The sequence below is a fragment of the Aliivibrio sifiae genome (assembly GCF_002954705.1).
GTDB classification, from domain to species: Bacteria; Pseudomonadota; Gammaproteobacteria; order Enterobacterales; family Vibrionaceae; genus Aliivibrio; species Aliivibrio sifiae_A.
The window spans coordinates 2,488,486-2,504,440 of record NZ_MSCO01000001.1; the positions used below are offsets into that span (position 1 = coordinate 2,488,486).

At 38.6% G+C, this 15,955-nt stretch carries 15 protein-coding genes; 3 read left to right on the plus strand and 12 right to left on the minus strand.

Going from position 1 to position 15,955, the window contains the following annotated elements:
- Window positions 1-133: 133 nt before the first annotated feature.
- From BTO22_RS11040 to zapE, 6 genes are all read right to left on the minus strand, one after another.
- Window positions 134-871 (minus strand): cytochrome c1, encoded by a 738-nt coding sequence (locus tag BTO22_RS11040; protein ID WP_105055512.1) that lies wholly within the window; start codon window positions 869-871, stop codon window positions 134-136.
- Window positions 868-2,136 carry a cytochrome b gene (locus BTO22_RS11045; protein ID WP_105055513.1) on the minus strand — a complete coding sequence of 423 codons (1,269 nt, stop codon included), beginning with the start codon at window positions 2,134-2,136 and terminating at the stop codon, window positions 868-870. The genes BTO22_RS11040 and BTO22_RS11045 overlap by 4 nt, the downstream gene beginning before the upstream one ends.
- On the minus strand, window positions 2,136-2,729 hold the full coding sequence (gene petA / locus BTO22_RS11050; RefSeq protein ID WP_105055596.1) for a ubiquinol-cytochrome c reductase iron-sulfur subunit: 594 nt from the start codon (window positions 2,727-2,729) through the stop codon (window positions 2,136-2,138). The genes BTO22_RS11045 and petA overlap by 1 nt, the downstream gene beginning before the upstream one ends.
- Window positions 2,730-3,131: 402 nt before the next feature.
- A complete protein-coding gene (gene rpsI, locus BTO22_RS11055; protein ID WP_060994077.1) occupies window positions 3,132-3,524 on the minus strand; it encodes a 30S ribosomal protein S9 in 393 nt (130 codons plus the stop codon).
- A gap of 15 nt (window positions 3,525-3,539) precedes the next feature.
- The gene (gene rplM / locus BTO22_RS11060) at window positions 3,540-3,968 is read right to left on the minus strand and encodes a 50S ribosomal protein L13 (protein ID WP_045101173.1); all 429 of its coding nucleotides are present in this window, start codon (window positions 3,966-3,968) and stop codon (window positions 3,540-3,542) included.
- A 279-nt stretch (window positions 3,969-4,247) separates the two neighbouring features.
- Entirely contained in the window at window positions 4,248-5,354 is a 1,107-nt protein-coding gene (zapE, locus tag BTO22_RS11065; protein WP_061005712.1) for a cell division protein ZapE, read from the minus strand.
- 124 nt (window positions 5,355-5,478) lie between these two features.
- On the opposite strand from zapE, the gene zapG reads away from it, so the two are divergent.
- Together zapG and degS are read left to right on the plus strand one after the other, a co-directional pair.
- A complete protein-coding gene (zapG, locus tag BTO22_RS11070) occupies window positions 5,479-5,934 on the plus strand; it encodes a Z-ring associated protein ZapG (RefSeq protein WP_060994075.1) in 456 nt (151 codons plus the stop codon).
- Window positions 5,935-6,146: 212 nt separating this feature from the next.
- Window positions 6,147-7,214 carry an outer membrane-stress sensor serine endopeptidase DegS gene (gene degS / locus BTO22_RS11075; protein WP_105055515.1) on the plus strand — a complete coding sequence of 356 codons (1,068 nt, stop codon included), beginning with the start codon at window positions 6,147-6,149 and terminating at the stop codon, window positions 7,212-7,214.
- A 120-nt stretch (window positions 7,215-7,334) separates the two neighbouring features.
- Here degS and parC read toward each other — a convergent pair whose 3' ends face one another.
- The 6 genes from parC to nudF form a co-directional block, all read right to left on the minus strand.
- The gene (gene parC / locus BTO22_RS11080; RefSeq protein WP_105055516.1) at window positions 7,335-9,608 is read right to left on the minus strand and encodes a DNA topoisomerase IV subunit A; all 2,274 of its coding nucleotides are present in this window, start codon (window positions 9,606-9,608) and stop codon (window positions 7,335-7,337) included.
- Between the two features lie 3 nt (window positions 9,609-9,611).
- Window positions 9,612-11,492, minus strand: coding sequence for a DNA topoisomerase IV subunit B (parE, locus tag BTO22_RS11085; RefSeq protein ID WP_105055517.1), 1,881 nt, complete (start codon window positions 11,490-11,492; stop codon window positions 9,612-9,614).
- A 143-nt stretch (window positions 11,493-11,635) separates the two neighbouring features.
- A complete protein-coding gene (yqiA, locus tag BTO22_RS11090) occupies window positions 11,636-12,220 on the minus strand; it encodes an esterase YqiA (RefSeq protein ID WP_105055518.1) in 585 nt (194 codons plus the stop codon).
- A gap of 1 nt (window position 12,221) precedes the next feature.
- Window positions 12,222-13,046: a 3',5'-cyclic-AMP phosphodiesterase gene (gene cpdA, locus BTO22_RS11095; protein WP_105055519.1), complete on the minus strand. Its 825-nt coding sequence runs from the start codon at window positions 13,044-13,046 to the stop codon at window positions 12,222-12,224.
- A 28-nt stretch (window positions 13,047-13,074) separates the two neighbouring features.
- On the minus strand, window positions 13,075-13,494 hold the full coding sequence (locus BTO22_RS11100; RefSeq protein WP_181044598.1) for a DUF1249 family protein: 420 nt from the start codon (window positions 13,492-13,494) through the stop codon (window positions 13,075-13,077).
- Window position 13,495: 1 nt separating this feature from the next.
- Complete coding sequence (gene nudF / locus BTO22_RS11105; RefSeq protein ID WP_105055521.1) at window positions 13,496-14,134, minus strand: ADP-ribose diphosphatase; 639 nt, start codon at window positions 14,132-14,134, stop codon at window positions 13,496-13,498.
- A 232-nt stretch (window positions 14,135-14,366) separates the two neighbouring features.
- Here nudF and tolC point away from each other — a divergent pair, with 232 nt between their 5' ends.
- Entirely contained in the window at window positions 14,367-15,692 is a 1,326-nt protein-coding gene (tolC, locus tag BTO22_RS11110; protein WP_105055522.1) for an outer membrane channel protein TolC, read from the plus strand.
- Window positions 15,693-15,955 lie beyond the last annotated feature (263 nt).

Below are 15,955 nucleotides of genomic sequence, written 5' to 3' on the forward strand. Positions count from 1 at the left end.
TATTTATCTAGGAGCAAAAAGCACCGCATTTTTGGTGCTTGTCATCTATTATTCATTCTTAAAATAATAGTGACACAAAAACAATGGAGGCTAAGCCTCCATTGCGTACAATTAACGATCTAGAATATCACGATTAGTGGACATCGCGCCAATATTCTTTCTTAAGCAAGTAAGAAACAAAGGCAAATATTACTAAAAAGCCCATCACCCACCAACCTAAACGGTGACGTTCAAGCTGCACTGGATCTCCTGAGTATTCTAGGAAGTTAACTAAATCACGAACCGCTACGTCATACTCACCAGAACTGAGCTCTCCAGTTCCATCGGACTCTACCCCAACAACAACTTTATGCTCAACACCATTTACGGTTGTTGTTTCATAAACAGGAGTAGTTACCCCTTGAAGCTCTTGAAGAACATGGGGCATACCTACACTTGGAAACACCATATTATTTACACCAAATGGTCGTGTTGGATCAGCATAAAACGTACGTAAGTAAGTATATAACCAATCCGTTCCTCGAACACGAGCTACAAGTGTGAGATCCGGTGGTGGAGCACCAAACCAATTAGCCGCCTGTTTTTCTGGAATCGCATTTTCCATCAAATCACCAATTTTGGCATTTGGATCAAAAACAAGATTATCCATCATTAAGTCTACAGGGATCCCAAGATCCTCAGCCACCCTGCCATAACGTTGGTATTGAGTTGAATGACAACCTGCACAATAATTCATAAATAACTTCGCGCCATTTTGTAGTGATGCTTGATCGCGAATATCATTATTTGCTTTATCTAATGGGATGTTAGCTCCAGCAGCCATTGCCATTGATGGCAACAAAGCAAAAAGCACTAAAATCAACTTTCTCATTTGAATGTCACCCTCTCTGGTAATGGTTTTGTTGCTTCATTTTTGCTGTAAACAAATAGCAGAACAAAGAACATAAAATAAGTCAGACTGAAGATTTGAGCCAATAGTGTGTACAACGTTGTAGCTGGTAATGCACCTAAGATACCAAGAGCAATAAAGCTCACTGTAAACTGTGCAATATTCAATAAATGCAGCTTACTACGGTAACGATATGAACGAACTTTACAACGGTCTAACCATGGAAGAAGGAAAAGTACGACAATTGATGCTCCCATAGCAGCAACACCAATTAACTTATCAGGTACCGCACGCAAAATGGCATAAAACGGAGTGAAATACCAAACTGGAGCAATATGTTCAGGTGTTTTCAATGGGTTTGCTGCTTCAAAGTTAGGTCCTTCAAGGAAGTAGCCACCCATTTCAGGGTTAAAAAACAGCACATAACAGAAGAAGAATAAGAAACCTGCCACACCGATCATATCTTTCACTGTCCCATACGGATGGAAAGGAACTGAATCAATAATGTTATATTTCTTAGTGTAATATTCGTGAAATTTAAACTGTGTTGTATGATCGCCTTTATCATCTTTTCCTTTTGGTAATTTAGTTTCAATACCATCAGGGTTATTTGAACCTACTTCATGTAGAGCAAGTACATGCAGTACAACTAAAAGCAGTAATACAATAGGCAATGCTATAACATGTAAAGCAAAGAAACGGTTTAATGTTGCTCCTGAAATTACATAATCACCACGGATCCATAACGTCAAATCATCGCCAATAACTGGAATTGCACCAAATAATGAAATAATAACCTGAGCGCCCCAATAAGACATTTGTCCCCATGGAAGTAAATACCCCATGAAAGCTTCAGCCATTAGAACTAAAAATATCAACATGCCGAACAGCCATAATAACTCACGAGGCTTTTGGTAGGACGCGTAAATTAAACCTCTGAACATGTGAAGATATACAACAACAAAAAATGCTGATGCACCCGTTGAGTGCATATAACGTAATAGCCAACCATAATCAACATCACGCATGATGTATTCAACAGAAGCAAACGCACCTTCACCAGAAGGAACGTAATTCATGGTTAACCAAATTCCAGTAATAAGTTGATTAACAAGAACTAACATGGCCAATGAGCCAAAGAAATACCAAAAATTAAAGTTTTTTGGCATTGGATATTCAGATAAATGCTTTTTATATGCATTCATCGCAGGTAGACGTTTCTCTACCCAATCAAGTAATGGTTGCATTAGGCTTCCCCTCCTTCATCAACCCCAACTAGGATACGAGTATCGCTAAGGTACATATGCTTAGGAACCACAAGGTTCAATGGCGCCGGTACACCTTGGAATACTCGACCAGCCATATCAAACTTAGAGCCATGACATGGACAAAAGAAACCAGAATTAACCCCTTCAACTTGTTCACTAAAACTGTCAGGTAAATAGGTAGGTGAACAGCCAAGGTGAGTACAAATACCAACGGCTAAAAATATTTCAGGCTTAATCGAACGATATGCATTTTGTGCATATTCAGGTTGTTGCTCTTCCCCTGAAGACGGATCTCGAAGTTGACCATCAATTTCAGTTAATGACTGTAAAAGAGCGTCTGAACGACGAACAACCCATACAGGCTTTCCTCTCCATTCAACACGAACCATTTGCCCATCTTCAAGTTTACTGATATCGACTTCAACCGGAGCACCGGCAGCTTTCGCTCTTGCGCTCGGATTCCACGATTTAATAAAAGGTACGGCCACCGCCACTGCCCCTAAACCACCAACAACAGCTGTTGTTGCAGTCAAGAAACGACGTCGACCATTACTCACTGGCGCATTGCTCATCCAACTTTCTCCCATTTGCTCTTTATATAGTTTTTATTATGTCCATACATTTTCGAGCTGCGGCTAACTTTTAAGGTTTGATACAACAGAATTCCAAGACTAAAAACTCCCAATAAAACCAAAGAGTTTGTTCATACTTAGTTACACTGCTGTTTTAACCCATAAATGATAAAGAAAACCTTACTTTTTGACAAGGTAAAGCTACTTTTTTGCAACATTTGTGAACTAGGTAGGCTTTTTTTAGCGAGGAGGAAGAAAAGATAAGAAAAGATAGAAAAGTTCAAGCAATGAAGATAATTTCACCTCACAAAAACAACAAAAGCCCAGCATTTCTGCTGGGCTTTTGACCACAATAACCAAAGTAGTTTTGAAACAAAACCACTTGGCAAAGTAAGCGTAATATTAACGCTTAGAGAATTGTGGTTTACGACGTGCTTTACGTAGACCAACTTTCTTACGTTCAACGCAACGAGCGTCACGCGTAACATAGCCAGCAGCACGTAGTGCAGGACGTAGTGATTCATCGTATTGCATAAGAGCGCGTGTGATACCGTGACGGATCGCACCAGCTTGACCAGAAATACCACCACCAGAAACAGTGATGAATAGGTCTAGTTTGTCAGTCATTTCAACTAGCTCTAGAGGTTGGTTAACAACCATACGTGCTGTTGGACGACCGAAGTAAACTTCAAGGCTACGCTTGTTGATTACGATGTTGCCAGTACCCGGTTTAATAAAAACGCGAGCTGCTGAGCTTTTACGGCGACCAGTGCCGTAGTATTGATTCTCTGCCATTGCCATAATCCCCGATTAAATGTCTAGTACTTGTGGTTGTTGAGCAGTGTGGTTATGCTCAGCGCCAGCGTAAACTTTAAGTTTACGGTACATAGCACGACCAAGAGGACCACGTGGTAGCATACCTTTAACAGCTAATTCAATAACCATTTCAGGTTTACGATCGATCAGTTTCTCGAAAGAAATAGATTTTAGACCGCCTGGGAACTCAGAGTGGCGGTAGTAGATCTTGCCAGCTGCTTTGTTACCAGTTACGCGTACTTTCTCTGCGTTGATAACGATGATGTAATCACCAGTATCTACGTGAGGAGTGTATTCTGCTTTATGCTTGCCACGTAGGCGAGATGCGATTTCAGTTGCGATACGACCAAGAGTTTTACCTTCAGCGTCTACAACATACCAGTCACGCTTTACAGCGGCTGGTTTAGCAACGAAAGTTTTCATGCTAATGATACCCGTTATTAAATAATTTCACTGATTAGGAGCTTTCGCTCCCACTGTATATTTTTGAGCCCAGTCATCACCCCTTCGAGTGGTTGGCACTCTTGGCAATTACGCCAGTACAGTAACGGTGGGTCGGAGGATTATAGTGAAGCGTGAAGAAAAAATCATCTTTTTTTTGAAGATATTTCACATATTAGGTAAAAAGCACAAAAAAAATGAAATTTGAACCTCATCACATCAAATAAATACCTTAAATTATCGTAATAAAGGAATTAATGATTAAGATAAATGTTCTTTCGCTAGATATTCATGGCTTTGCATTTCAACTAACCGAGACTGACAACGTTTAAATTCAAACGTTAAGCGTCCTTTTTCATAAATAGAGCTCAAATCTGCTTCTGCAGAGATGATTAATTTGACGTTTCGCTCATAAAACTCATCAATCATGGCAATAAAACGACGAGCGGCATCATCATTAAGCTCTCCCATTATTTTAACATTGGAAAGTAAAACAGTATGATATAGGCGAGACAACTCTATGTAGTCATTCTGACTACGAGCACTTTCACATAATGCTGAAAACTCAAAATGAACAACCCCATCACCTTCTGCTTTCACGCTTAATTGGCGATGGTTAATTTCTATCTTCTTCTTTTGATATTCACTGTCCACTGTCAATTTTTCAAAATACATTCTCATGTTATTTTCCGCTTTATCATCTAAAGGAAAATGAAAAATCTCAGCTTGCTCTAATGTCCTTAAGCGATAGTCAACACCACTATCTACATTTACTATTTGACAATGAGTTTCAATTAATACGATAGCAGGAAGAAAACGTGCTCGCTGTAAGCCATTTCGATAAAGCTCTTGTGGGATGATATTCGATGTTGCGACTAAGGTAATACCTCGTTCAAACAATGCTTCTAGTAGTGTAGCTAAAATCATTGCGTCTGTTATATCTGAAACAAAAAACTCATCAAAGCAGATAATATCAGTTTCTTGCTTAAATTTATCAGCAACCACAAGTAATGGATCTGATTGATGTTTTAGTTCCCTAAGCTCATCATGGACACGCTGCATAAAACGATGAAAATGAACTCTCATTTTTCTCTTTGTTGGTAAAGCGTCATAAAAAGTATCAACTAAATAAGTTTTACCACGACCAACGCCTCCCCAGAAATACAACCCTTTGATTGGAGTTAACTTTTGAGGCTTCGCTTTTTTGAAAAAATGTTTCCACGATTTTTTTACTTCCTTTTCAGGAACTTTTGTTTCTAATATGCGTCGATATAAAGCATCTAGTTGTTCTACAGCATATTGTTGAGCATTATCATGATGAAATCCGTCCTGTTGAAGGTCGAGATGATATTTTTCTAATGGTGTCATCAGTTTTAATCTTTTCTTTTGTTGATTGACTCTCTTCATAGTAGCATGATCTCAACATACTCAATGAGTGGGCTAACTCACAGTTATGCCGACCCATATTAATAAATATGATAAGGAGCACTTCATGGCTTGGACCTACGCCTTAATTGGCTTAGCCGTTGGTATAATTATTGGCTTTTTAATTTCTCGCATTACCGTACCTGGTATTAAACAACAAAAATCATTAAAACAAGATTTAGAAAAATCCAAATATGAGCTAGAGCAATACCGTCAAGAGTTAGTTGATCACTTTGCTACAAGCGCTACTATGCTAGAAGCTTTGGCAAAAGACTTTAATAAGATGTATGACCATATGGCTTCAACATCAAAAGAACTTATGCCTAATCTACCAGAGCAAGATAATCCATTTTCAGCCCGTTTAGATGAAATGACACTTTCACCTGAATTAAATAAAAAAGTGGCTCACATAAAAGAAGAAGTGAATAAGCAACCAAAAGATTACGCAAATGGTGCGACAGGCTTATTAAATGATGAACCAATAATTGATATCAACGCAAAAAAAGAAGATAAGATCGCATAGCACCAAAATTTATAATTAACACTTTAAGGGTTTCTTAATCATACATGTGCCTTGACAACAAAATGCCTTCTGATTCTGAAACTCTTGTTCGTTTAAACGTATTAACGTCACCAATTAATAGCGCCTCCCTCCTTTATTCAATCTCTACTTTTTATGAACATTCAATGTTATCCTAACTAATTATTTTTAGATTTTTAAAGGTTAGGAAGGCAATGCTTTCATTCTTATTGCGCTCAGCTATTATAGGTACAGTAACTGCTGCTGTATTATTACTTGCATTCCCTAATCTACGTTCCTCAATTAACACGAAAAAAATCCCAACAGAACAAGCTTCTCAACAAATAAGTAATCAAATTTCATTTAATTATGCAGTACGCCGTTCAGCCCCCGCTGTTGTTAATATTTATAGCAGAAAATATAACGATAAAGACCGATTACGTTTAGATACTGAAGGCTTAGGTTCAGGGGTTATCGTTAGTGATAAAGGTTATATCATCACCAATTATCATGTGGTTGCTGATGCGGACCAAGTCATTGTAGCCCTTCAAGATGGTCGATTATTTAACTCTCAATTGATTGGCAAAGACAAACGCACCGATCTCGCTGTACTGCAAATTAAAGATACAAACCTTCCTGTCATTCCATTAAATCCGAATTATCAAGCAGACATTGGTGACGTGGTATTGGCAATAGGTAATCCTTATAACTTAGGACAAACCACCACATTCGGGATCATTTCAGCAACTGGACGAGCTGCGCTAAGTGCCGATGGGACGCAAGGCTTAATACAAACGGATGCTGCAATTAACCGCGGTAACTCAGGAGGAGCGTTAGTCAATACTCGAGGAGAGTTAGTTGGCATCAATACGGCCTCTTTCCAACAAGCAACCGAATTAGAAACCTATGGAATATCTTTTGCTATTCCTTATGCTCTTGCTGATAAAATAATGCGTCGTTTAATTGCTGATGGGCAAGTGATCCGAGGCTATATTGGTATTGATGGCAGGGATATTAACCCAGCAATGGCTCGTCTTATGAATGCTGATAATATCAATGGCATCCTAGTTCTAGGGGTTTCACCAAATAGTCCAGCAGAAAAGAGTGGCATAATTACTCAAGATATAATTACGAGCATTGATGGTAAGAGTGTTATTAATAGACAAAATGTCACTGATATTGTTACAGAATTACGCCCAGGGACAGAAGTCGATGTCGATGTAATTCGCAAAGGGGTCGCTCAAACTATCAAAGTAACCATTGCTGAAGATCCTTCAAATTAGTTTTCATACCAATGGTATTAATTAATACGGCCTGTTTTTTTACGTAGAATATCGTTTAATAGATAAAAAAATAGCGCATTTATTATGCGCTATTTTTATATTTAATTTACAAAGCTAATATCATTGACCATCTTCTGTTGATGCATTTTCACCATTAACATCAATGCGAGTCACTCGCTGTAAACCTCTAGGTAATAAAGAACCACGACGGCCTCGTTCACCTCTGAAGTTATCAAGATCACTCGGTTTTAAACCTAACTTGCGCTTACCCGCATATAAGGTAATAGTTGCACCTTGTGGTAATGGCAGTAAGTGAGATAAGAACTCTTCACGAGACTTAGAGCGTGCTGCTGGAATGTTGATGATCTTGTTCCCTTTACCTTTACCTAACTGTGGTAAATCTTTAATTGGGAACAGTAGCATTCTTCCTTCATTTGTAATCGCTAAAATTTCATCATTGTCTAAATCAGAAACTACTTCTGGATTCATTACCAATGAATTTTCTGGTAGCGTCAATAACGTCTTACCATTCTTATTCTTCGATAATAAATCACTTCCCTTACAAACAAAACCATAACCCGCATCTGAGCTGATTAACCACGCTTGATCTTCTTCACCCATAACAACATGAGTAATTTGGCTGCCTGCTGTTATATTCAATCGGCCTGTAATTGGCTCACCTTGGCTTCTTGCTGAAGGCAACGTATGTGATTCCAATGCGTAACTTCGACCGTTACTGCCCATAAAGACGGCTGGAGCATTACTCTTACCGCGCGCATGAGCTAGGTATTTATCACCCGACTTATAGTTTAACGTGGTTGGGTCAACTTCATGCCCTTTCGCGTGACGGATCCAACCTTTATCAGAAAGAACAACAGTAATCGTTTCGCTTGGAATTAAATCACGCTCTGTTAATGCTTTCGCTTCTTCACGCTCAACTAATGGAGAACGACGATCATCACCAAACTTCTCTGCATCCGCTAATATTTCTTTCTTAATTAACGTATTTAGACGACGCTCTGAGCCTAATAACTTCTCAATTTGATCTCGCTCTTTCGCTAACTCATCTTGCTCACCACGGATCTTAATCTCTTCCAGCTTTGCTAACTGACGAAGTTTAATCTCTAAGATGGCTTCCGCTTGAATTTCAGTTAAGTCAAAGCGCGTCATTAGCTCGTGTTTTGGATCATCTTCGGTACGAATGATTTCGATAACTTCATCGATATTCAAATACGCAGCCAGTAGACCATCTAAAATATGCAAACGAGCTAAGATTTTATCAAGACGATGCTGTAAACGCTTACGAACGGTCGTGCGACGGAATTCAATCCACTCATTAAGAATGCTAACTAAGCCTTTAACTTGTGGGCGTAAGTCCAAACCAATCATATTTAGGTTCACACGGAAGCTTTTTTCAAGATCCGTAGAAGCAAATAGATGATTCATTAACGGCTCAGCTTCAATACGATTTGAGCGTGGAACAATCACGATACGCGTCGGATTTTCATGATCCGATTCATCACGAAGATCGTCTACCATTGGTAGCTTTTTCGCTCGCATTTGACTTGCAATTTGTTCTAATAACTTACTGCCTGACACTTGGTGTGGTAATGCAGTAATAACGATATCACTGCCTTCTTTATGCCACACTGCACGCATTTTAATGCTGCCACGACCAGTACGGTAGATCTTCTTAATATCGGTATGAGATGAAATGATTTCAGCTTCAGTTGGATAATCTGGCCCCTGAATGAAATCCATAACTTGATCTAAATCTGCTTTTGGATTATCCAATAAATGCACTGTCGCATTCGCAACTTCACGCACATTATGAGGAGGAATATCCGTCGCCATACCAACCGCGATACCCATGATACCATTCAGTAATATATGGGGAAGACGAGCAGGTAAGATCTTAGGCTCTTTCATCGTACCATCAAAGTTTGGCTGCCATTCAACCGTACCTTGGCTTATTTCACCAAGTAATACGTCAGCAAACTTCGATAATTTTGATTCGGTATAACGCATTGCTGCGAACGATTTCGGATCATCTGGAGCACCCCAGTTACCCTGACCATCTACCAATGGGTATCGGTAAGAGAAAGGCTGAGCCATTAGTACCATCGCTTCATAACAAGCAGAGTCACCGTGTGGGTGATATTTACCTAATACATCACCAACCGTACGTGCCGACTTTTTGTATTTTGCATTCGCAGATAAACCAAGTTCTGACATCGCATAAATAATACGACGTTGAACGGGTTTCAAACCATCACCAATATAAGGCAATGCGCGATCCATGATTACATACATGGAGTAATTTAGATAAGCGTCTTCTGTAAACTTGCGCAGCGGCAGCTGTTCAACACCTTCCAAGGACATTTCTGAACTCATATCTTATACCTCTGCCTGATCGCCATTAGATTGTAGCCAAGCACGACGATCGTCTGCACGTTTTTTGCCTAAAAGCATATCCATCATTTCATTGGTCTTTTCATCATCATCAATGGTTAATTGCACCAAGCGACGAGTGTTTGGATCCATCGTTGTTTCACGAAGTTGAAGTGGGTTCATCTCACCCAATCCTTTAAATCGTTGCACGTTAATTTTTGCACGCTTATTACTTAAACGATCTAACACGCCTTCTTTTTCTGCTTCATCAAGGGCATAAAAGACCTCTTTACCACAGTCAATACGATACAGCGGTGGCATTGCCACATAGACATGTCCAGCACGAACCAAAGAAGAGAAGTGTTTTAGATATAAAGCACATAGCAGCGTTGCGATGTGAAGACCATCTGAATCGGCATCGGCAAGAATACATACTTTACCGTAACGTAAGCCTGATAAATCATCTGAGTCAGGGTCAATGCCTAACGCAACAGAAATATTGTGAACTTCTTGAGAAGCCAATACTTGGTCTGCTGATACTTCCCATGTATTTAGAATTTTACCACGCAGTGGCATTACCGCTTGGAATTCACGATCACGCGCTTGTTTCGCAGAACCACCCGCCGAGTCCCCTTCCACTAAGAAAAGTTCGGTACGAGCTAAATCTTGAATTGAACAGTCTGTCAATTTACCTGGTAATGTAGGGCCTGATGCAATCTTCTTACGAACGACTTTCTTAGCTGCTCGCATACGACGGTGCGCATTAGCAATACAAGCTTCAGCAATCAGTTCTGCTATTTGTGGTTTTTCGTTCAGCCATAAACTAAAGGCATCTTTTACAACACCAGAAACAAATGCTGCGCATTGACGTGAAGATAAACGCTCTTTAGTTTGGCCAGCAAACTGAGGGTCTTGCATTTTAACGGATAAAACATAAGCACAGCGATCCCAAATATCATCCGCAGTTAATTTCACACCACGTGGTAATAAGTTTCGGAACTCACAGAATTCACGCATGGCATCAAGTAAACCTTGACGCATACCATTTACGTGCGTACCTCCTTGAGCCGTAGGGATCAGGTTTACGTAACTTTCAGAAACAAGCTCTCCACCTTCTGGTAACCAGGTTACGGCCCAGTCTGCGGCTTCACCTTTACCTAAGAATGCACCAGTAAATGGTTCTTCTGGTAACAGCGTGTAACCTGTAACACCTTCTAAAAGATAATCTTTCAAACCATCTTCATAACACCACTTGTGCTCTTTATCATTTACTTTATCTTTAAACACAATTTCCAAGCCAGGGCATAATACCGCCTTGGCTTTTAAATTGTTAATAAGACGAGTAACAGAGAACTTTGGTGAATCAAAGTAGCTTGTATCTGGCCAAAAATGAACGCTTGTACCGCGATTACGGCGACCACAAGTACCTACAACGGTTAAATCTGATACTTTTTCACCGTGTTCAAATGCGATTTCATAAATCTCACCATCACGACGAACAGTTACTTCTACGCGTTTTGATAAGGCATTTACTACCGAGATACCAACCCCGTGTAAACCACCTGAAAATTCATAGTTTTTACCTGAGAATTTACCACCCGCGTGTAACTTACATAAAATAAGTTCAACACCTGATACTTTTTCTACTGGATGGATATCAACAGGCATACCACGCCCATCATCAATAACTTCAAGTGATTGATCGGCATGTAAAATTACTTCAACTTTTTTCGCGTGTCCGGCTAACGCTTCATCAACACTGTTATCAATTACTTCTTGGCCCAAATGGTTTGGACGAACAGTGTCGGTATACATACCAGGACGGCGACGAACGGGCTCAAGGCCATTTAGAACCTCAATGGCTCCTGCATTATATTGTTCAGTCATATCTCGGAAGGCTTCTTAAAATTTGTCACATAGTCTGAAAGGGAGAGAGGAAAGTCAAGCAAACGCCCCTATTCCACTCTAAATATGTGGCTTTGTATTAAAGATTGTATAGATACTGTGTCTCTATCGTAGAGAAACGGTAACTATAAATTTAGAAATTGAATAATTTGTTCAGGATAACGCTCAAAATCAACAAAACTATGGTCACCCTCTTTTTCTATTGTTTGCTTGCAATTTAAATATTTTTCGACAGCTTGGCGATAATCAAGAACTTCATCCCCTTCTTGCTGCAATAACCATAAGCTTTCAGGAGTGGTTACGGTTTTAACTAATAAATCCTGCAGTTCTATCATATGATGGCTTTCAAGAAAGTAATCTTCACCAGTATAAGGGTTCGTTTGTTTCCCTAAATAATCAGCAAGTAATTCATAAGGTTTAACAGCAGGGTTAACAAGAACAGCTTTATAACCGTATTGTTCACTTAGCCACGTAGATAAGTATCCACCTAATGAACTTCCAACCAATCCGATAGTAAATTCAGTTTTATGTTTTTCAATAAGATAAATTAAAAATTCAGCCGCCTCTTGAGGATAAGAAGGCAAACGGGGAACAATAACCTTAATATCTGGACGATTTTCTTTACAGTATTGCACCATTACTTGAGCTTTATGGGAAAAAGGAGAGCTGTTAAAGCCATGAATATATAGCAATAAGCTTGGCTTCTTCATTTTAATACCCTCCGGCTTCAGCATCTGCTGAAAAATCACAATCCTCTAGACGATATACTTTTGTATCAATATCTCCATTTGGCAGCAAGTCTAAAGTTCGCCAACCTGGAGATTTAGCATCTAATGCAAAATCATCAGAATCAGGGAGAAATTGCACGCAGGTTGATGGCGTAGCAAGTAAGCGAACACCATTAATCATCCGATCAAGCTCTTGATGAATGTGACCACACACGATCCCTTTTACATTACTGTGTTTAGAAATAACATTCCAAAAATGCTCATTATCTTTCAATTGGTGCTGATCGAGCCATGCACTACCTGCTGGTAATGGATGATGGTGTAATAAAACTAGTGAATGGCGAGTTCTATATTGAGTAAGAGCTTTATTCAAGAGATCTAATTGCTCTATAGATAAAGCACCATGAGGAACTCCTACAACCTGACTATCTAAAATTATTAACTGCCAGTGCTTACCAATAAGAAGGTGCTCAGAAGATCTTATTTGAGGAGAAGGTAACACGCCTCCCATGCTTGGCTTATAGTCATGATTACCTGGTAACCAATAACATGGTTTTTCTAAGGGTTTAATACCATTGACAAAATGCTGGTAGGATTCAACAGTGTGATCTTGAGATATATCACCAGTAGCTAAGATTGCACTAAAACCTGATGTACGCTGTTGCACTTGCTCTATTACGCTTTGAAAGCTGTATAAGGTAGGCACACCAAGTAGCGCTCCTTCTATTGGCGCAAATAAGTGAGTATCTGTTATCTGTAACAACCGTATTGGGCCGTTTTCATTCTTTAGTAGTGTTTCAGAGAGCAAAATAGCTACAACCTTTATATATTCTTTTTTAGAAAATGGGTTCTTGGCTTATCCCATTTTTTAAACAAAACGTCAGCCAGTCATTTAAAAACTGGTTTAATTGGTGTTTCTCATCTTTTTGAAGCATTTTTCCATTTGGATAATCATATTTTGCTTTTATACGAGAAAGTTGCTGACTGGCACAAACTTCTGCCACTCTAGCGTCATGATAAAGTCTAACCGTTAATTTAGGAAGTGGATATATTGGTTTATTATCTATCTGATAAACTTCAACTAACGTTGTATATACAGTTACTTCCAATATTCTAATTTGATATTCTTGTTGACATACTTTATAGCTAACAAGTTCACCGATTATTTCATTTTTAGGTAAAAGTGACACTAATTTGGCATAATTAGTTTCATAAACACGCATAAGAGTTGATAAATCAACGTGATATTTACGCATGTTATTGCATATTCCACAGTAACCGTAACCTCGAAACATTTAACTCTAGCCATTGTAGCGCAATAATTGAGGCTGCATTCTCAATTCTACCATTAACAACTAGAGCATATGCATTTTCTCGAGTAACAACATGAACTCTAATATCTTCATCTTCTTCTTTTAAACCATGTACGCCTTCTGCTGTAGATGTATCAACACAGCCTACAAATACATCAAGTTGTTCAGAGCAGCCTCCTGAGGAAGGATAAAAATGCGATATTTTTTGTAATCGAGAAACAATAATTCCAGCTTCTTCATTTGCCTCTCTAATAGCAACTTGTTCAGACGATTGACCTTTATCAATCATCCCTGCAACAATTTCATACTGCCATGGAGATTTTGATTCTAAAGCTCCAACACGAACTTGCTCAACTAAAACAACCTCATCAGTAACAGGATCATAGGGTAAAAGTGCTACAGCATGCCCTCGTTCAAAAAGTTCACGTTCGATCAGTTCACTCCACCCACCATTAAATAATTGATGTCGAAATGTAATTTTCGTCATGTTAAAAAAACCATGATAAAGTGACTCTTTTGATAAAATATCAATGTCATTAGAAGTAAATTGATTATTGAAGCATTTATTTGATGATGAACTCATTTAGTTCTCCTAAATTTAGCTTTCTTTTTTATCATTCATTGATAGCTGCAACAATTAATTAACTGAACATTTTTGATGATGCTTACATTTTTTTTAGAACCTTTCCACACTATTGCAACGAGTTAAATCGATAAAACGTAAAAAAACGTAATCTTTACAGCTATAGTATAAGGAGATAAGGTACACTCTATGAACTATATTATATAAAACAATTTTTGCAGGACAAACCACCATGAGAAAACTGCTTCCACTCTTTATTGGAATGGCATTGGGTAGTTTCAGCTCTTTAGCTGCTGCCGATGACCTTGCGCAAGTATACAACCAAGCTAAAGAAAATGATCCTCAATTACTAAGAGCTGCAGCAACAAAAGATGCAGCCTTTGAAGCGGTAAACTCTTCGCAAAGCTCTCTATTACCACAAATTGATTTAAGTGCCGGCTACAATATTTTACGTAGTGATGAAGATACTCGTGAGAATGATCGTTTAACTGCTGGTATTAATTTATCTCAAGAACTTTACCAACAATCAAGTTGGGTTAGTTTAGATATAGCAGAAAAAAGTGCACGCCAAGCTGACTCAGCTTATGCCGCAGAGCAACAAGGTGTTATTTTACGAGTAGCACAAGCTTATTTTGATGTATTACGTGCAAACGATAATTTAGAATTTGTTCGTTCAGAGAAAGCAGCTGTGGGCCGCCAGCTTGAACAAACAAAACAACGTTTTGATGTAGGTTTATCTGCAATTACCGATGTACATGACGCTCAAGCTGAATACGATAGCGTATTAGCTAATGAAGTATTAACTGAAAACCAATTAGTAAACAGCTATGAAGATCTTCGTGTTATTACAGGTCAAGGCCATACTGAGCTAAGTGTATTAGATACAAAGCGCTTCTCAGCAAGCCCATCAGAGCAAACATCGGACAGCCTAATTGATGAAGCTCAACAAAAAAACCTGAGTCTATTAGCTGCTCGTATCAGCGCAGATGTTGCAAAAGATAATATATCTCTTGCAAGCTCTGGCCATATGCCATCTCTAACTTTTGATGCGGGTTATAATTACACCGACCAAAGTAATTCTGGTGACTCTCGACAAGATGGTAATTACGGTGACATCAATGCAGGTATCAACCTTAATATCCCGCTATATACTGGTGGTAATACAAGTTCATTAACAAGCCAAGCAGAATTTCAATATGTTGCTGCAAGCCAAGATTTAGAAGCTACATATCGAGAAGTTACTAAAGATGTTAGAGCTTATAACAATAATATCAACGCATCTATCGGAGCACTAAAGGCTTACGAACAAACTGTAATCTCAGCTAACTCAGCACTAGAAGCAACAGAAGCGGGCTTTGATGTTGGTACACGTACTATTGTTGATGTTTTAGATTCAACACGTCGTTTATATGATGCGAATCGTAACCTAGCAAATGCTCGCTATGATTACATTTTAAGTGTACTTCAGTTAAAACAAGCTGTTGGCACATTAAGCGAACAAGATATCATAGATATCAATATGGGCTTAAAAACAGGAAAAACAACTCAAGCTAAATAACATTTGATTAAACTGAATATAATTACTAAACGCTCGATATAATTATCGAGCGTTTTTTTATAAGCAAGACAATATCTAACATATTCCTTAAAGAGGATAGATTAGAACTTTTTAACTAAGGCTCCAATCTGAAAAATAACGATTTCATGATGTCTATTTTCATTTTTCTATAAATATAAAAGTTTTAATCTTTCAGTTAGGGATTTTTTGGTATTGTAGCGGAGTTAACGGGACTTTCTATTAATACCAATTCCGTTAATTTT